Origin of the sequence: Mucilaginibacter limnophilus (genome assembly GCF_004005815.1) — a bacterium.
Taxonomy (GTDB): Bacteria; Bacteroidota; Bacteroidia; order Sphingobacteriales; family Sphingobacteriaceae; genus Mucilaginibacter; species Mucilaginibacter limnophilus.
The window spans coordinates 366,159-383,365 of the sequence record NZ_SACK01000002.1 but is presented as its reverse complement, the minus strand read 5'-3'; the positions used below and the strand labels follow the sequence as shown (position 1 = coordinate 383,365).

The window sequence follows — 17,207 nt, the reverse complement described above, 5'->3', positions numbered from 1 at the left end:
GTTAATGTCACTGCAAATTTGCACCCGGTAAATCCCTCTCAAGGGGAAGCGGAAACAGTACTAACTCATTAACATTAATGGGTGTGTTTCATAATGCTTACGCCCCTTTCGGCCCGCCAAACTCCATCAGGTAAGCCTTTAAAAAGTCGTTTAAATCGCCATCAAGCACCGCCTGCGCGTTTGATGTTTCATGGTCGGTGCGCAAGTCTTTCACCAATTTGTAAGGATGCAATACGTAGTTACGTATTTGCGAACCCCATTCTATTTTTTTCTTGCTCCCCTCAATAGCATTGGTGGTTTCCATGCGCTTGCGCATCTCAATTTCATATAATTGCGATTTTAACAGTCGGATTGCATTTTCTTTATTCTGTAATTGCGAGCGCGACTCCTGGTTTTTTATGATGATGCCCGATGGCTTGTGATACAAACGCACGGCGGTTTCCACCTTGTTTACGTTCTGCCCACCGGCACCGCCCGAGCGGAAGGTTTCAAACTCGATATCTGCAGGGTTAACTTCTATCTCAATGGTGTCATCAACCAGCGGGTACACATATACCGAAGCAAACGAAGTATGGCGCTTGGCGTTGGCATCAAAAGGAGATACCCGCACCAGCCTGTGCACGCCGTTTTCACCTTTCAGGTAGCCGTATGAAAATTCACCCTCAAACTGCAGCGTAACGGTTTTAACACCGGCCACGTCACCTTCCTGAAAGTCCTGCTCGGTTACCTTGTAGCCGTTCTTTTCGCCCCACATAATGTACATACGCATCAGCATACCGGCCCAGTCGCAGCTTTCGGTACCACCGGCTCCGGCAGTTATCTGCAATACTGCATTCAGCTGATCCTCCTCTGCTGAAAGCATGTTTTTAAACTCAAGGTCTTCAATAAGCTTTAGCGAGGCGTTAAACTGCTCCTGCATTTCAGCCTCTGTAGCGTCGCCACCCTGAAAAAACTCATACAGTACCTGAGTATCGTCAACGCTTGATGCCACCTGCTGGTAAGCATCAGTCCATATCTTTTTTGCTTTTATTGAGGCGAGTACTTTTTCGGCCTCTTTAGGCGCATCCCAAAAGTGAGGCCCTACGGTTATTTCCTGTTCTTCGGTTAATTTTTCAAGTTTGGCGTCGATGTCAAAGATGCCTCCTCAGGGAAGCTGTTCTATCCCTCAAATCCTGAATCTGTTCTTTAGTCATAAAGCAAATATAGAAATTTGGGGGACAGGCATAAAACAAAAAAGCTTGCAGGTTAGCCTGCAAGCTTTATGGTATAGTAAACGGAGTGATTCCTGTTAAGCTACTGCCATTTTGTTAACCAGCGTGCTCATATCAGTGCGGTTACCGGTAAGCTTTGATAAAAATGTAGTGAGGCTAAAGTCGTTGTTATCGGCTTTCTGCACTTCTTCCACCAATTGCTGCATAACTGCAGGCATTAATGTTTTTGATGTGCTGATAGCCACTGAAGGCTCTATACTGTAAAACTTGTTAAGCCTGTTAGCAAATTTATTTACTACAGTTGACACCAGCGGACTTTGATAAATACCCGGGTATTGAAAATACTTTATCAGTTCCTTCACCTTGCCACTTTCTAACTGCGATTTAAGCACCTCAATTATAGCGCTCGATGCCTCATTTATCACTGCTTCATGGTGTTCGGCAGCAATCATTGGATTGTCAATAACAGCCGTCCCGGCGTTATTTTTGACAAGTTGGAACAGTTTTTCAAACATGATATAAAATTCTTCTAAAGGTAAATTAACAAAATGGTGACAATTTTGCTGTTTGGTTACAAACAAGACAAATATATTAAATAAAAGTTTTAATTATCAAAATTTAAAAAGCAGAAAAATGAAAAAATAATAATTTTGATAGTGTAAACAAAACACTATGTATGTTCGGCTAATAAGTACAATATGGTTTGATGCGATTTAAAACCGGTTTTTGCAGGCAAATACCTACATTTGCCAAAAAATTACCACGTATGCTACCCGCTATAGACTTTACTTCAACTAATGCCTTCAAATATCTTACCGATCATTATATCGACATAGCCCCAAAAAGCCTTCGCGAACTATTCGGCACTGATAGCGAGCGCTTTAAAAAGTTCTCGATACAGTTTGAAGATATACTGGTTGACTACTCAAAAAACCGCACCGATGAGCAAACAGTAGCTTTATTAGTACAGCTTGCAAAAGAATGTGGTGTAAAAGAGGCGATTGAGGCCATGTTTACAGGCGAGAAAATAAACGTTACCGAAAACCGCGAGGTGCTGCATACGGCCCTGCGCAACCGCAGCAATACGCCTGTACTTGTCGACGGTAAAGATGTAATGCCGGCAGTTAACGCCGTACTTGCCCAAATGAAAACCTTTACCGAAGCTGTTTTAAGTGGCGAATGGAAAGGTTATACAGGTAAGGCAATTACAGACGTGGTGAACATAGGCATTGGTGGGTCGGACCTTGGGCCTGTGATGGTAACGGAAGCCTTAAAAGCATACAAAACACATTTGAATCTGCACTTTGTATCAAACGTTGATGGTACCCACATTGCCGAAGCGTTAAAGAAAATAGACCCTGAAACTACGTTATTCCTGATAGCGTCAAAAACCTTTACCACACAGGAAACCATGGCCAACGCCCACAGCGCGCGCGACTGGTTCCTCAACAATGGTGGTACCGAGGCAGACGTAGCCAAGCATTTCGCGGCATTGTCAACAAATGCATCAGCAGTAAGCAAGTTTGGTATCGATACCAAAAACATGTTTGAGTTTTGGGATTGGGTAGGCGGACGTTATTCACTTTGCAGTGCTATTGGCCTGTCAATTGCCTTAGGTATCGGCTTTGATAAATTTGAAGAACTGCTTGATGGCGCCCATGCCATGGACCTACATTTCCGTAATGCCGAGTTTGAGCAGAATATTCCCGTTATACTGGCCCTATTAGGCATTTGGTATAACAACTTTTTTGAGGCCGAAAGCCATGCCATTTTACCATACGACCAATACCTGCACCGCTTTGCCGCGTACTTTCAGCAGGGCGATATGGAAAGCAACGGCAAATACGTTGACCGTAACGGTAATCGCGTTGAATATGAAACTGGCCCGATTATCTGGGGTGAGCCCGGCACAAACGGCCAGCATGCATTTTACCAATTGATACACCAGGGTACTAAGCTTGTACCTTGCGATTTTATTGCACCGGCACAATCACACAACCCGGTTGGTGAACATCATACGCTGCTGCTATCAAACTTCTTTGCGCAAACCGAAGCATTAATGAACGGCAAAACCCACGAAGAAGTGGTTGCCGAACTACAGGCGCAGGGCAAAACCGGAGCTGAAATTGAGAAACTGGCGCCATTTAAAGTTTTTGAAGGTAACCGTCCGACAAACTCGATACTGGTTAAAAAAGTAACCCCGCATGTGTTGGGTTCGCTTATCGCGATGTATGAGCACAAGATATTTGTACAGGGTATTATATGGAACATTTACAGCTTCGACCAATGGGGCGTTGAGCTTGGCAAACAGCTTGCAGGCAAAATACTTCCAGAACTGCGCACTGCAGATGAAGTGTCAACTCACGATTCGTCAACCAATGGACTGATCAATCAGTACAAAGAGTGGAGATAGTTTTATTTAGAATCAAGAATTAAGAGTCAGGAATTAAGACTTATAACAGAAAGGCTTCGGTAATACCGAAGCCTTTCTGTTATTGAGAGCAAGAATAAAGTGGTGTTAGTTTCCTGACTCCTGATTCTTATTTCCTGACTCTGTAGTTATAAAGCTCCTGCTTTTATTTCATCAACTACAGCCGGGTCGAGCAAAGTCGAGGTATCGCCTAAGTTTGAGGTATCACCTTCGGCTATCTTACGTAAAATACGACGCATTATCTTGCCTGAACGTGTTTTTGGCAGGCCGCTTACAAACTGAATTTTATCAGGTTTGGCAATTGGGCCAATAATGCGCGATACCGTCATGATGATATCCTTGCGGGTAATCTCTTCATTACCATGTTTATCAGGACTAACCACGTACGCATAAACACCCTGCCCTTTAATATCGTGCGGATAACCTACTACTGCCGACTCAACCACGCTGCTGTGCATATTGATAGCGTTTTCAACCTCGGCAGTACCAATACGGTGACCTGATACGTTCAGCACGTCGTCTACCCGACCGGTTATACGGTAATAGCCGTCTTCGTCGCGTAGGCAGCCGTCGCCGGTAAAATATAAATTATCGTAAGTAGCAAAATAGGTAGTACGGCAGCGTTCATGATCGCCGTAGGTAGTACGCAGCATGCCCGGCCAAGGGAATTTGATACAAAGGTTACCGCTTACGCCGTTACCTTCTATTTCCTTACCGTTTTCATCAACCAATATTGGCTGCACGCCAGGAAGCGGTAATGTGGCATAACCCGGCTTAGTTGTGGTAACACCGGCTATAGGCGATATCATAATACCGCCTGTTTCAGTTTGCCACCAGGTATCAACAATAGGGCAACGGTTTTTACCTATATGATCGTCAAACCAGTGCCATGCTTCCTCGTTTATTGGTTCACCTACTGATCCTAATTTTTTAAGGGTGCTCAGATCTTTATTCTCAACATTCTCAAGCCCGAAGCCCATTAATGAGCGGATGGCTGTTGGCGCGGTGTATAATATGTTAACCTTGTGCTTGTCAACAATCTCCCAGAAACGGCCGCAGTCGGGCCAGGTTGGTATGCCTTCAAACATCAACGCGGTAGCGCCTTGCGAAAGCGGGCCGTAAACTATATATGAGTGACCGGTTATCCAGCCAATATCGGCAGTACAGAAATAAACTTCGCCCGGTTCATATTGAAATACATTGGCAAAAGTATAACCGGTATAAACCATATAGCCGCCGCAGGTATGCACTACACCTTTTGGTTTACCAGTTGAACCTGAAGTGTACAGGATAAATAGCATATCCTCGGCGTCCATCTCTTCAACCGGGCATTCAGGGTTACCTTGTGTTTCTACTTTTTTAATTTCGTCTTCCCACCACACATCGCGGCCCTTTATCATTGATACCGGTGTATGGCTGCGGGTAAGCACAATGGTGCGCTTTACCGACGGGCACTGTACCAACGCGTCGTCAATCACATTTTTAAGCGGAATTTCTTTTGGTCCACGGAAACCGCCATCAGTGGTAATTACAATATTACAGCTGGCGTCGTTTATCCTATCGGCAATTGACTGTGCTGAAAATCCGCCGAACACTACCGAGTGAATAGCGCCGATACGGGCACAGGCTAACACCGCAATAGCAAGTTCAGGCACCATCGGCATATAAATACATATGCGGTCGCCTTTTTTAGCGCCATTGTTTTTTAATACGTTGGCAAACTGGCAAACTTTGTCGTGCAGTTGCTTATAGGTAAGTACACGATGATTTTCTTCCGGATCATTCGGCTCCCAAATGATGGCCGGCTTGTTTCCAAGCGTCTCAAGGTGACGGTCGAGGCAGTTCTCGGTAATATTCAGTTTAGCCCCCTGAAACCATTTGATATTGGGTTCTTTGAAGTTCCACTCTAATACTTTATCCCATTTTTTGCGCCAAGTAAAATTTTCAGCTATGTCAGCCCAAAATTCTTCAGGTTGCTCGGTACTTTTTTTATAAGCCTGCTGATACTGGTCAAACGACGTGATCTTCATTGTGTTAAAAGTTTATATAATTGGTTATAAGAAATTCTTGCAATAATTAGTTTCGGTGCCAAAATAAGCATTTTAGAAAGTGCTTTTAGCCTGATATAAAGATTTTTAAAATTTTTTAACACCGCTATTGTCTAATTACTTTAAAATCCTGATATTTGCACTCCTCTTTAAAACGGAGAGCGTAATAAATACAGATTGTCATGTCAAGAATTTGTGATCTAACAGGTAAAGGATATATGAACGGCCATAACGTTTCAAACTCGAACGTTAAAACCAAACGCAAATTTTATCCTAACTTAAAACTTAAAAAGTTTTACATCCCTGAAGAAGATAAGTGGATTACTTTAAAAGTATCTACTTCTGCTGTTAAAACTATCAGCAAAAACGGTATTACAGCTTGTATCAACAAGTTTGTTAAAAAAGGATATATATAGTAGATAGTAATCAGTGATTGGTTTATTAGTGATTAGTAAATCAAAGCTGTATTACATAACATAAAATATTATGGCTAAGAAAGGCAACAGGGTACAGGTAATATTAGAGTGCACCGAGCACAAAGAAAGCGGTATGCCAGGCATGTCTCGCTACATTACCACCAAGAACAAGAAAAACACTACCGAAAGACTTGAGTTGAAAAAATTCAACCCTGTTTTAAGGAAGGTTACAGTTCACAAAGAGATTAAATAATTGGTTGATTAATTAATCAGCATAAATTAAAAAGAGATGGCAAAGAAAGTAGTTGCAACCCTGAAAACAGGTAAAGGCAAAGAATATTCAAAAGTGATCACTGCTGTTAAGTCGCCTAAAACAGGTGCTTACACTTTCAAAGAAGTTATCGTTCATAACGATCACGTAAAAGACGCTATTAACGAAGCAAAAGCTTAATCAGCTCTTTTAAGAAAGAACTTTTATAAGAAGCCGTCTTGTTAGCTAACGAGAGGGCTTTTTTTGTATTACCCGTACAGATGTACAAATATGCAGATGTGCAAATGTGCGGATGATGTGTGGCGAGTATCGCTAAGCCTGCATTTTAACTTTTGCATGGCATACGGCAATAGCTTTATCTGCACATTTGCAAATACACACATCTGCATATCGTAATATGGGTTTATTTGATTTTTTTAAGAAAAAAGAGAATACTGCACAAGAGCAGCAGGCGCTTGATACGGGGCTGGAAAAAACAAAAGACAGCTTCTTCAGCAAGATAACCCGTGCTGTTGCCGGTAAATCAACCGTTGATGATGATGTGCTTGACGACCTTGAAGAGGTGCTGGTAACATCAGATGTTGGCGTAACCACTACCCTGAAGATTATTGAGCGCATACAAGCCCGCGTTGCCCGCGATAAATATGTAAGCACATCAGAACTGCATACTTTACTTCGCGACGAAATACAGCAACTGCTTGCCGAAAATAACAGCAACGATTTTTCAAATTTTGAATACGGCAGCCACAAACCCTATGTAATTATGGTGGTGGGAGTAAATGGTGTAGGTAAAACGACAACAATAGGTAAGCTTGCCCATAAACTGAAACAAGCAGGTAACCAGGTGGTATTGGGTGCAGCTGATACCTTCCGCGCGGCGGCTGTTGACCAAATAAAGCTTTGGGGCGAACGTGTGGGCGTTAAAGTTGTAGCACAGGCTATGGGCAGCGACCCTGCCTCTGTAGCGTACGATACCTTACGATCAGCAGTAGCCAACGGCGACGACGTGGCAATTATTGATACCGCCGGCCGTTTACATAACAAGGTAGGCCTGATGAACGAGCTTACCAAGATTAAAAATGTAATGGAAAAGGTAGTGCCCGGCGCTCCGCATGAGATATTGCTGGTGCTTGACGCATCAACAGGCCAAAACGCCATTGAACAATGCAAGCAATTCACCGAAGCCACAGCAGTAAATGCCCTGGCTTTAACCAAGCTTGACGGTACAGCCAAAGGCGGTGTTGTGATAGGGATATCAGATCAGTTTAAGATTCCTGTTAAATATATAGGTGTGGGTGAGGGAATTGAGCACTTGCAGCTTTTTGACCGAAAAGGGTTTGTAGATAGTTTGTTTAAAGGATAGCAACAGACGAAGAGAAAGAGATAATGCGTACAAAAGAAGTTAACCAAATTACAAAAACATCAAAACCTCGTGTAAACGTAGTGACTTTAGGCTGCTCGAAAAACATCTACGATTCGGAAGTTTTGATGGGCCAACTGAAGGGAAACAGTTTTGATGTGGTGCACGAGGCAGATAAGGTAAGCAGCGATGATATCATTGTAATTAACACCTGTGGTTTTATTGACAACGCCAAGCAGGAGTCTATAGATACCATACTACAATACAGCGAGCTTAAAGAGCAAGGGAAGGTTGGAAAGGTTATCGTTACGGGATGCCTTTCTGAGCGCTACAAACCCGAACTTGAAGCTGAAATTACCAATGTTGATGCCTACTTTGGCACTAACGACTTACAGAATATCCTTAGCAATATAGGCGCAAATTACCGCCATGAACTGATTGGCGAGCGCTTGCTTACCACCCCTTCGCACTTTGCATACTTCAAAATTGCAGAGGGCTGCAACCGCCCATGCTCGTTTTGTGCTATTCCGCTGATGCGCGGCAAGCACGTAACCAAGCCAATGGATGAACTGGTTGCCGAGGCGAAAAACCTTGTTAAAAATGGCACACGTGAGCTTATATTAATTGCGCAGGACTTGACCTATTATGGCCTTGATCTTTATGGTAAACGTAATCTTGATGAGCTGATTCGCCGCTTGTCTGACGTGAACGGTGTAGAGTGGATCCGTTTGCAGTATGCCTACCCTTCGGGCTTCCCAATTGAAGTGCTGGATGTAATGAACGAGCGTGAAAACGTTTGCAAGTATCTGGATATGCCTTTGCAGCACATCAGCGATAACATGCTGAAATCGATGCGCCGCGGCATAACCAAACAAAAAACTACCGACTTGGTGAATGCTATCCGCGATAAAGTGCCTGATATCGCCCTGCGGACTACATTAATAACCGGTTATCCGGGTGAAACCGTACAGGACTTTGAGGAAATGGCGCAATGGGTGGAAGATACCCGTTTCGACCGTTTAGGTTGTTTTACTTACTCTCACGAAGAAAAAACCCACGCCCATACCTTGATTGACGACGTACCTGACGAAATAAAGCAGGAACGTGCTGATGCCATTATGGAAATACAGCAAGGCATCTCGTTTGAAAAAAACCAGGAGAAAGTTGGCAATACTTATAAAGTACTCATCGACAAAAAGGATGGCGGCTACTTTGTTGGCCGCACTGAATACGACTCACCGGAAGTAGATAATGAGGTATTGATTGATGCAAGTTTGGATTACGCGGCAACAGGCAGCTTTGTAAATGTAAAAATTGACAGCGCCGAAGACTTCGACCTTTATGGACGGATTGTAAAATAGAATTAATCTTACCCTATATTTCATCTAATCGCTTACTTTTGGCACTAATGGACGCCCATTGTATAAGCTATAAAGACACCGGATACTTTTCTAAAACGGTTATTGATTACCTGGACGATGCTCCGGAGCTACGTCCGTTTTACGGTTATCGCCCAACTTTTGATGGGTTTTCAGCATTGCTGAAAAATAAAAAAGTAATAGCCGACAGGCAATTGCTGGCTGATATTCTTACCGAGCAATACACGCGGATTGGTGCAGACAGTCCGGCAGGCGTCGAGCTGTTGTTATCTGATAATACCTATACAATAACCACCGGCCACCAGCTTAATATTTTTGCAGGTCCTCTGTATTTTCTTTACAAGATAGCTACTGCTATTAAGCTCTCGCGGCAGTTAAAAGAAAAGTTTCCTGATAAAAATTTTGTACCGGTGTACTGGATGGCGTCAGAGGATCACGACTTTGCGGAGATCAACTACACCAACATAGGCGGCAAAAAAGTGCATTGGTGGTACGATGCTTCGGGCGCTACCGGGCGTATTAACCCTGATACCATGCGCCAGGCGCTTAACCAATATAAAGGGGTTTTAGGGCTTGAAAACCATGCAGAAGAACTTGCTGATATAGTTGAAAAAGCTTATGCCGGTTTTGATAAACTTGCTGATGCCACGCGTTATCTGGTGCATGCCTTATTTGAAAAGCATGGCTTAGTAATTATTGATGCTGACGACCGCCGTTTTAAGCAGCAGTTTGCTAACATTATTGAGCAGGATATTATTGAGCAAAATAGCTTCAAGCACATAAATGAAACGAACCAGAAGCTACAGCAACTTGATGTTGATATACAGGTTAACCCTCGTGAAATCAACTTCTTTTACCTGCTTGATGGCTTGCGGGAACGCATTGTTTTTGAGGACAATTTATACAAAGTTTTAAATACTGAAACCGCTTTTACCGAAGCGCAACTTAAAGAAGAAATAGCAGCATACCCTGAAAGGTTCAGTCCGAATGTGGTAATGCGCCCATTGTACCAGGAGTATATCCTGCCTAACATTGCCTATATAGGCGGTGGCGCCGAAGTAGTGTACTGGCTTGAATTAAAATCGAACTTTGATTTTTACGGCATTGATTTTCCGATACTCATATTGCGTAATTCGGGATTGGTAGTGCCTAAAAAACCCGCTTCAAAAATTGAGCGCATGGCACTTGCTCCTATAGATATTTTTAAGCCTGCCGATATTATTAAAAATGAATGGGTTAAAAAACACAGTGAGCACGAGCTTAGCCTGAAGGAAGAATGGCGTGAATTAAAAAGCGTATTTGAAAAGATAAAACTGCGTTCTTATAAGATAGATCCAACGCTGGCACCGGCAGCCGAGGCCACACAGGCGCGTTTGAAACATGCTGTAGATAACCTGGAGAAGAAACTGGTTAAAGCAGAGAAGCAAAATTACTATACCCGTCTTGAACAGATCGACCAGATAAAGGCTGATTTATTCCCCAAAAACAGCTTACAGGAACGTTCGGAAAACTTCGGCTTGTTCTATGTAAAATGGGGACAGGAGTTTATTGACGAACTGATACGGCACTTTGAACCGCTCGATTTTAAGTTTACGGTTCTGACCGAAAAATAAAAAGCTGCCCTTCGGGGCAGCTTTTTATTTTATGTGATTTTCTTGCTTAATGTACCCCCCTGAACAATCTGCTCCAACGTATCTTGTTGAAGAATGACGCTTCAGAATCCCAACTCATCCAGATGAAAAGGGCTTTGCCTACAATATGGTCTTCAGGCACAAAACCCCAAAAGCGCGAGTCGAGTGAGTTGTGACGGTTATCACCCATCATCCAGTAATAGTTCATTTTAAAGGTATAGCTATTGGTACGTTTACCGTTAATGGTAATCTGGTTGCCGTTTACTTCAAGTTTATTACCTTCATACACCTCAATGGCGCGCTTGTAAATAGGCAGTGTCAGGCTATCCAGTTTTACCGTCCATCCTTTTTTAGGCACTATCACAGGCCCGTAGTTGTCGGCATTCCATTGGAAATGCGGGTCGTTTGGAAAAACCGGATACATTGGATCAACCTCGTTTTTAGCGGCTATAAGTGGCGTTACTGATTTAATATTTGAGTAGGTACGGAGTTTTTGTGCCGCGGCAGCTGTCATGGTAGGTATGCCCCTGCTATCGTAATATGATACTTTCAGCTCATCTAATATAGCGGGATTAATACTGGCGTCGCTTGGATTTATAGCATAATCTATCTGCCCTTCAGGTGGATTTTCAGCAGCTTTTCCGTTAATAAATACCTGCGCGTCAACCACACTCAGTGTATCGCCCGGCGTACCCTGGCAACGCTTAATGTAATTTTCACGTTTATCAACCGGGCGGTAGTACGGTGAATCGGCTTCCATTGGATAATTGAATACCACCACATCGCCCTTTTTAATATCGCTTAATCCGGGCAAACGGTAGTAAGGTAGTTTTATGCCATCCCAGTAAGCTTTTGTGCCAAGTATAGGCATAGTATGGTGGGCAAAAGGGAAAGCAATGGGTGTCATAGGTGTACGTGCGCCGTAGTTCACTTTACTTACAAACAGAAAGTCGCCAACAAGCAGCGAACGTTCCATTGATGGCGTAGGTATGGTATAGGCTTCAATAAACAGCGTACGTATTAAAGTAGCAGCTATAACAGCGAATATGATGGCGTCAACCCATTCGCGGGTAGCGCTCCTTTTCTTTTTAGAGTCTTTTTTTCTCCAGAATCTCCAGTTCATTATTTATATAAAAACGTGTAAACGTATTAAAATCAAAGGGTAAAATTAAACATGTCATGCACAGTATAAAATCCTTTTTTATGCTGTACCCACTCGGCAGCCAGTACGGCACCTAAGGCAAAACCATTGCGGTTATGCGCGGTATGCTTAAATTCAATGGTATCCACTTCCGAATCATAAATTACTGTGTGTGTACCCGGCACGCTTTCAATACGGTGCGATTCAATAAGCAACTGGTCGGGCCTGGTAATGTCAGCAGGTTCTTCGTTATCGGTTACCAGAACATTTGTCCACTCTTTTTTACCGCTGATATTATCCAGTATACCTTCGGCAATAGTAATAGCTGTTCCGCTTGGCGAATCGAGCTTTTGTGTATGGTGTATTTCTTCTACCTGCACATCATAGTATGGGTAGTTGTTCATAATTTTTGCCAGATACTGGTTCACCTTAAAAAATAGATTTACACCCACACTGTAATTAGAACCGTAAAGCATGGTACCGTTTGTTGCTTCACATTGCTGCTTCAATTCGGCGATATGCTCATACCAGCCAGTAGTACCAACTACTATTGGTACACCAGCATTAAAACAGGCTTCGATATTTGTTAATACCGATGCAGGTGTAGAAAATTCAATGGCAACATCCGCTTTTTGCAGGTTTTCGGTAGTTAGGTCGTGTAAGTTATCGTAATCTATTTTTAGTACGATTTCGTGTTTACGGTCGAGGGCAATCTTTTCAATGATTTTACCCATTTTCCCGTAACCCAGTAAGGCAATTTTCATACAGTGTTATTTTAAAGCAAATAAACTGCTTTATGTTTAAAAGGCAAAGGTAACTTTTATCCCCGGAATATACGGGCCGTTAAAACTGCCTGCATACATTGGCTGATCAATAAGTCCTGGGCTGATTTTAAATGACAAATCGTTATCCATGGTGTATGAGTGGATAAACTTGGCATCAACATAAGCATCAATCATTTGAATTCCCCATGCACCTAATACACCTAAAATACTCAGGTCACGGTTTCGCCTGTAAAGGTCTACCGCATTATTAATATAGGCATCACTCACGTTATTTTCAGCATACAACTGGTATTTATCATAATAACGATCTCCTGGCGACGGTTGTATGCCGCGCTGCCTGTATTTGGCTATTGCAAGTGTTTCGTTATAATTCTTTTGATTAAAAACTATGGCCGCGCCTAATAATCCAAGCCCGGTGTAGATAACCGGTACTTTCCACCATTTTTTATTATAAACTTGCCCCCATCCGGGTATCATTAACGAATGCATAACCGCCTTACGCGGGCTGTGGGTACTATCCGGATTGTATTTTCTTTCTTTGGTGATCTTCGGTACAAACGCCGGTGATTTTTTTGCATCTTCTTTAATGGTAGTACTGTCAATAGCCGGTTTAACTGCAGACGTATCCGCGTCCTGTGCTTTTACAGCAAAGCAGCACACAGTAATAAAGCAGATCAAAAAAAGGCGTTTATACATTTTACCAGTCAAGCATTTCCAGTATGCGGCCAAGGTCGTCTTCCGAAAGAAAAGGTATTTCGATGCTGCCTTTTCCCTGCCCGTTAACCTTAAGTTTAACCTGTGTGCTAAACTTGGTTGCCAGTTCATCCTGAATTTTTTGTATGTGATAGCTTAACGGCTCGGGCTGCTTTCCTTCCTTCTTTACCGGATTACGCTGCATATCCCTAACCATCTCTTCCGTTTTACGAACGGAAAGATCATGCTGAATAATATACTGATGGAAAAATAATTGTTGAGCCGGATCGTCAACACTTATTAACGCCTTGGCATGTCCCATAGTGATCTGCCCGTCTCGCAGTGACGCCTGTATGGCCGGTGGTAATTTTAACAGACGCAGATAGTTGGTAACAGTTGAGCGGTTTTTGCTCACACGTTCGCCAAGTTCTTCTTGTTTCAGGTTACATTCATCAATCATTCGCTGAAAACTAAGCGCCACCTCAATGGCATTCAGGTTTTCACGCTGGATATTTTCGATAAGCGCCATTTCCAGCATCTGCTGGTCGTTAGCGGTACGTATATAAGCAGGAATATCAGTTAAACCGGCCAGTTTTGAAGCGCGTAAACGGCGCTCACCTGATATAAGTTGATACTTGTTAGCGCCTGCCTTACGTACGGTAATAGGCTGAATAAGCCCCTGCTTTTTTATCGAATCAGACAGTTCGGCCAGTGCCTGATCATCAAACTCGGTACGTGGCTGAAAAGGGTTCACCTCTACCTGATTGATCTTTATTTCAGATATCGAACCCAAGCCTGCCGTTTCTGAAGGCTCGCTAACAGGGGTTGATCTTTTATTTTGGTTTACTTCAACAGAATCATTTAACAGGGCGCTTAATCCTTTTCCCAGGGCTTTTCTTTTCTCTGCACTCATTATACTGTTTCTGTTGATTCCTGTAATTCGTTTTTAATTAAGCCGTTTTTTCTGACGATTTCACGGGCAAGATTAAGGTAATTTATAGCGCCTTTTGAATTAGCATCGTGCATAATTACCGATACACCAAAACTTGGCGCCTCGCTAAGGCGGGTATTACGCTGAATAATAGTATCAAAAACCATATCCTCAAAATGCGTACGCACCTCTTCAACCACCTGGTTGCTTAAGCGAAGCCTTACATCATACATGGTAAGCAATATGCCTTCAATCTCAAGAGCAGTATTTAGGCGTGATTGTACAATTTTGATGGTATTTAACAACTTGCCTAAACCTTCAAGGGCAAAGTACTCGCATTGTACCGGGATAATAACTGAGTCGGCAGCCGTAAGCGCGTTAATTGTGATCAAACCTAACGATGGTGAGCAATCAATAATAATAAAGTCATACTCATCCCTCACGCTACCTAAAATCTCTTTCATTTTATACTCGCGACCGGCAAGGTTGATCATCTCGATTTCGGCTCCGACAAGATCGATATGGGCAGGCAGCAGGTCGAGGTTGGGCGTTTCGGTTTTTTGTATGGCCTCGCGCGGGTCAACCTGGTTAATAATGCATTCGTAAATACTGTTTTTTATGGCACGCGGGTCAAACCCGATACCTGATGTGGAGTTAGCCTGCGGGTCGGCATCAACAAGCAGGGTTTTATATTCAAGAACGGCTAAACTGGCCGCTAAATTTATAGATGATGTAGTTTTTCCTACGCCGCCTTTCTGGTTGGCTAAGGCTATTATTTTACTCATTCCGTATTTTTACTTTACAATAGACTTATAATAACGAACAATAGAAACATAAATTCTACCTTCGTAAAGGTTTTTTACCGGATGCTAAGATACGCAATTATATAATTGAGAAATCCACAGGAAAAGCCAACTTACAAACAAATTAACAGCCGGGCAATTTACCAACAAACAGGTTAAACTACTGTAAAGCGCCCGTTATTTATGTATAATGATACTTGTTATCTCATCAACAAACAGAGCCGGAAGCTCAACCCTTAAACTGGCAAAATATTACATTAAAAGGCTGCGTGAAAAAGGCGCTGAAGCCGAGTTATTGTCTTTGGAAGATTTGCCGGACACCCTTATAGCAACCGACCTTTACGGCAAGCGAAGCGAAGCCTTTATGCCTATACAAGACATGGTAACCCGTGCCGAAAAGTTTGTGTTTATTATTCCTGAATATAATGGCAGTTTTCCCGGCGTGCTGAAGACATTTGTAGATGCCTGTGCCTGGCCCGATAGTTTTTACGAAAAAAAGGCTGCTTTAGTAGGTGTATCATCAGGCAGGTATGGTAACATTCGTGGAGTTGACCATTTTACCGGGGTATGCAACTATATGCATCTGCACGTGCTTCCGTTAAAAATCCATATTCCTTTGGTAAGAACCGAACTAAACGAAGAAGCTGATATTTTTAAGCCTGATACTTTTAAGTTTACCGAAGAGCAGATAGATAAGCTAATCAAGTTTTAACAGCCTATTAAACCATCTGTTCAAACAAATAATTTTCCCGATAGTTAAGTAATTGTTTTTTACACTATTTAACTATGAAGAATTTGCTGATTGCTGCCCTGCTGGCAGGAATTGCTTTTGCCGGCTGTAAGGATAATAAGAAAGCCAATCATAACGATGCTGACACAACGGCTACCAAAACCAGTCAGCAGGTTGATTTACCTGCACCATACGAAACAGAATCGGCACAAAAATACAGTAATGTAATAGGCTGGCCGCAAGGCAAGACGCCTGTTGCTCCCGAAGAATTTACTGTAAGCCTGTTTGCTGATAGCTTGCGCAACCCGCGAAATATTTATGTAGCCACTAACGGTGATATTTTTATAAGCGAGGCTAATACCGAAGCTAAAGGTGTGAAAAAAGTTGGAGCGGCAGTGAAGGGCGTTATCAAATCACAAAATATGGGTAAAAGCGCTAATGATATCCTGCTTTTCAGGGATACCAATGGCGACGGAAAATATGATCTGAAAACAGTTTTCCTGAAGGGACTTAATCAGCCTTATGGTATTGAAATTATTGGTAACTGGTTTTATGTAGCTAATACCGATGGCGTATGGCGTTACCCATATAAAGCAGGCCAAACTAAAATAAACGTCCCAGGCAAAATGATCATCGACCTGCCTGCAGGTGGTTATAATAACCACTGGACACGTAACTTACTGTCGAGCAAGGATGGTAAAAAGCTTTTTATATCAGTAGGATCGGGCAGTAACGTTGCCGAGCATGGCATGAGCAACGAGATACGGCGTGCCAATATCCTTGAAATAAATCCAGACGGATCGGGTGAGCGCATTTATGCTGCCGGCTTGCGTAATCCTGTTGGGATGGACTGGAACCCTGCCGACGGAAAATTATACGTAGCCGTTAACGAACGCGATAAACTTGGCGACGAACTGGTACCCGATTATGTAACCGCTGTGCAGGAAGGCGGATTTTATGGCTGGCCTTATGCCTATTTCGGCCAGCATGAAGATCCATCATTTAAAGGGCCAAAAAAACCTGAATTGGTAAAGAAGACACTGGTACCCGATCTGGCAGTTGGTTCGCATACGGCTTCTCTTGGTTTGGCATTTTATAACGGAGATAAATTTCCTGAAAAATACAAAAACGGCATTTTTATAGGCCAGCACGGCTCGTGGAACAGCTCAAAATGGGTTGGCTATAAAGTAGTTTTCGCGCCTTTTAAAAACGGCAAGCCTACCGGAAAACTTGAAGACTTTTTAACCGGCTTTATTGCAGACGCTGAAAAAGGTGATGTTTATGGTCGCCCTGTAGAAATAGGTGTCTTAAAAGATGGCTCGATACTGGTTACCGACGATGCCTCTAACCGCATATGGCGGGTAGCTGCAAAATAAC

At 42.8% G+C, this 17,207-nt stretch carries 17 protein-coding genes; 9 read left to right on the top strand and 8 right to left on the bottom strand.

Annotation, left to right across the window (positions count from 1 at the left end; all coding sequences use genetic code 11):
- Positions 1-97 precede the first annotated feature (97 nt).
- A protein-coding gene (gene prfB / locus EOD41_RS06095; protein ID WP_127703909.1) for a peptide chain release factor 2 occupies positions 98-1,193 on the bottom strand; the annotation gives its coding sequence in 2 pieces (ribosomal slippage) (positions 98-1,132 and positions 1,134-1,193; 1,095 coding nt in all).
- Positions 1,194-1,288: 95 nt separating this feature from the next.
- Entirely contained in the window at positions 1,289-1,726 is a 438-nt protein-coding gene (locus tag EOD41_RS06090; protein WP_127703908.1) for a hypothetical protein, read from the bottom strand.
- Between the two features lie 251 nt (positions 1,727-1,977).
- On the opposite strand from EOD41_RS06090, the gene pgi reads away from it, so the two are divergent.
- Entirely contained in the window at positions 1,978-3,624 is a 1,647-nt protein-coding gene (pgi, locus tag EOD41_RS06085; RefSeq protein WP_127703907.1) for a glucose-6-phosphate isomerase, read from the top strand.
- Positions 3,625-3,770: 146 nt separating this feature from the next.
- Here pgi and acs read toward each other — a convergent pair whose 3' ends face one another.
- On the bottom strand, positions 3,771-5,672 hold the full coding sequence (gene acs / locus EOD41_RS06080) for an acetate--CoA ligase (protein WP_127703906.1): 1,902 nt from the start codon (positions 5,670-5,672) through the stop codon (positions 3,771-3,773).
- A 200-nt stretch (positions 5,673-5,872) separates the two neighbouring features.
- Between acs and rpmB the strand changes: the two genes are divergently transcribed.
- The 6 genes from rpmB to bshC all read left to right on the top strand — a co-directional run bounded on the left by rpmB (position 5,873) and on the right by bshC (position 10,729).
- Positions 5,873-6,106: a 50S ribosomal protein L28 gene (rpmB, locus tag EOD41_RS06075; protein WP_114005261.1), complete on the top strand. Its 234-nt coding sequence runs from the start codon at positions 5,873-5,875 to the stop codon at positions 6,104-6,106.
- A gap of 70 nt (positions 6,107-6,176) precedes the next feature.
- On the top strand, positions 6,177-6,359 hold the full coding sequence (gene rpmG, locus EOD41_RS06070; protein WP_074490316.1) for a 50S ribosomal protein L33: 183 nt from the start codon (positions 6,177-6,179) through the stop codon (positions 6,357-6,359).
- A gap of 36 nt (positions 6,360-6,395) precedes the next feature.
- Positions 6,396-6,557 (top strand): DUF4295 domain-containing protein, encoded by a 162-nt coding sequence (locus tag EOD41_RS06065; RefSeq protein ID WP_127703905.1) that lies wholly within the window; start codon positions 6,396-6,398, stop codon positions 6,555-6,557.
- Positions 6,558-6,774: 217 nt separating this feature from the next.
- The gene (gene ftsY, locus EOD41_RS06060; RefSeq protein WP_127703904.1) at positions 6,775-7,740 is read left to right on the top strand and encodes a signal recognition particle-docking protein FtsY; all 966 of its coding nucleotides are present in this window, start codon (positions 6,775-6,777) and stop codon (positions 7,738-7,740) included.
- Positions 7,741-7,763: 23 nt separating this feature from the next.
- Complete coding sequence (rimO, locus tag EOD41_RS06055; RefSeq protein WP_127703903.1) at positions 7,764-9,098, top strand: 30S ribosomal protein S12 methylthiotransferase RimO; 1,335 nt, start codon at positions 7,764-7,766, stop codon at positions 9,096-9,098.
- 47 nt (positions 9,099-9,145) lie between these two features.
- On the top strand, positions 9,146-10,729 hold the full coding sequence (gene bshC / locus EOD41_RS06050) for a bacillithiol biosynthesis cysteine-adding enzyme BshC (protein WP_127703902.1): 1,584 nt from the start codon (positions 9,146-9,148) through the stop codon (positions 10,727-10,729).
- 46 nt (positions 10,730-10,775) lie between these two features.
- Here bshC and lepB read toward each other — a convergent pair whose 3' ends face one another.
- The 5 genes from lepB to EOD41_RS06025 are packed head-to-tail and all read right to left on the bottom strand — an operon-like array spanning position 10,776 to position 15,082.
- A complete protein-coding gene (lepB, locus tag EOD41_RS06045) occupies positions 10,776-11,870 on the bottom strand; it encodes a signal peptidase I (RefSeq protein WP_127703901.1) in 1,095 nt (364 codons plus the stop codon).
- A 32-nt stretch (positions 11,871-11,902) separates the two neighbouring features.
- Complete coding sequence (gene dapB / locus EOD41_RS06040; protein WP_127703900.1) at positions 11,903-12,652, bottom strand: 4-hydroxy-tetrahydrodipicolinate reductase; 750 nt, start codon at positions 12,650-12,652, stop codon at positions 11,903-11,905.
- Between the two features lie 36 nt (positions 12,653-12,688).
- The gene (locus EOD41_RS06035) at positions 12,689-13,369 is read right to left on the bottom strand and encodes a DUF5683 domain-containing protein (RefSeq protein WP_127703899.1); all 681 of its coding nucleotides are present in this window, start codon (positions 13,367-13,369) and stop codon (positions 12,689-12,691) included.
- A gap of 1 nt (position 13,370) precedes the next feature.
- Positions 13,371-14,279 carry a ParB/RepB/Spo0J family partition protein gene (locus EOD41_RS06030; protein WP_127703898.1) on the bottom strand — a complete coding sequence of 303 codons (909 nt, stop codon included), beginning with the start codon at positions 14,277-14,279 and terminating at the stop codon, positions 13,371-13,373.
- A complete protein-coding gene (locus tag EOD41_RS06025) occupies positions 14,279-15,082 on the bottom strand; it encodes a ParA family protein (protein ID WP_127703897.1) in 804 nt (267 codons plus the stop codon). Before EOD41_RS06025 ends, EOD41_RS06030 begins: the two co-directional genes overlap by 1 nt.
- Positions 15,083-15,290: 208 nt before the next feature.
- Here EOD41_RS06025 and EOD41_RS06020 point away from each other — a divergent pair, with 208 nt between their 5' ends.
- Positions 15,291-15,812 carry an NADPH-dependent FMN reductase gene (locus EOD41_RS06020; RefSeq protein ID WP_127703896.1) on the top strand — a complete coding sequence of 174 codons (522 nt, stop codon included), beginning with the start codon at positions 15,291-15,293 and terminating at the stop codon, positions 15,810-15,812.
- Positions 15,813-15,886: 74 nt separating this feature from the next.
- Positions 15,887-17,206, top strand: a complete 1,320-nt coding sequence (locus EOD41_RS06015) for a PQQ-dependent sugar dehydrogenase (RefSeq protein ID WP_127703895.1) — start codon at positions 15,887-15,889, stop codon at positions 17,204-17,206.
- The last annotated feature ends 1 nt before the right edge of the window (position 17,207 follow it).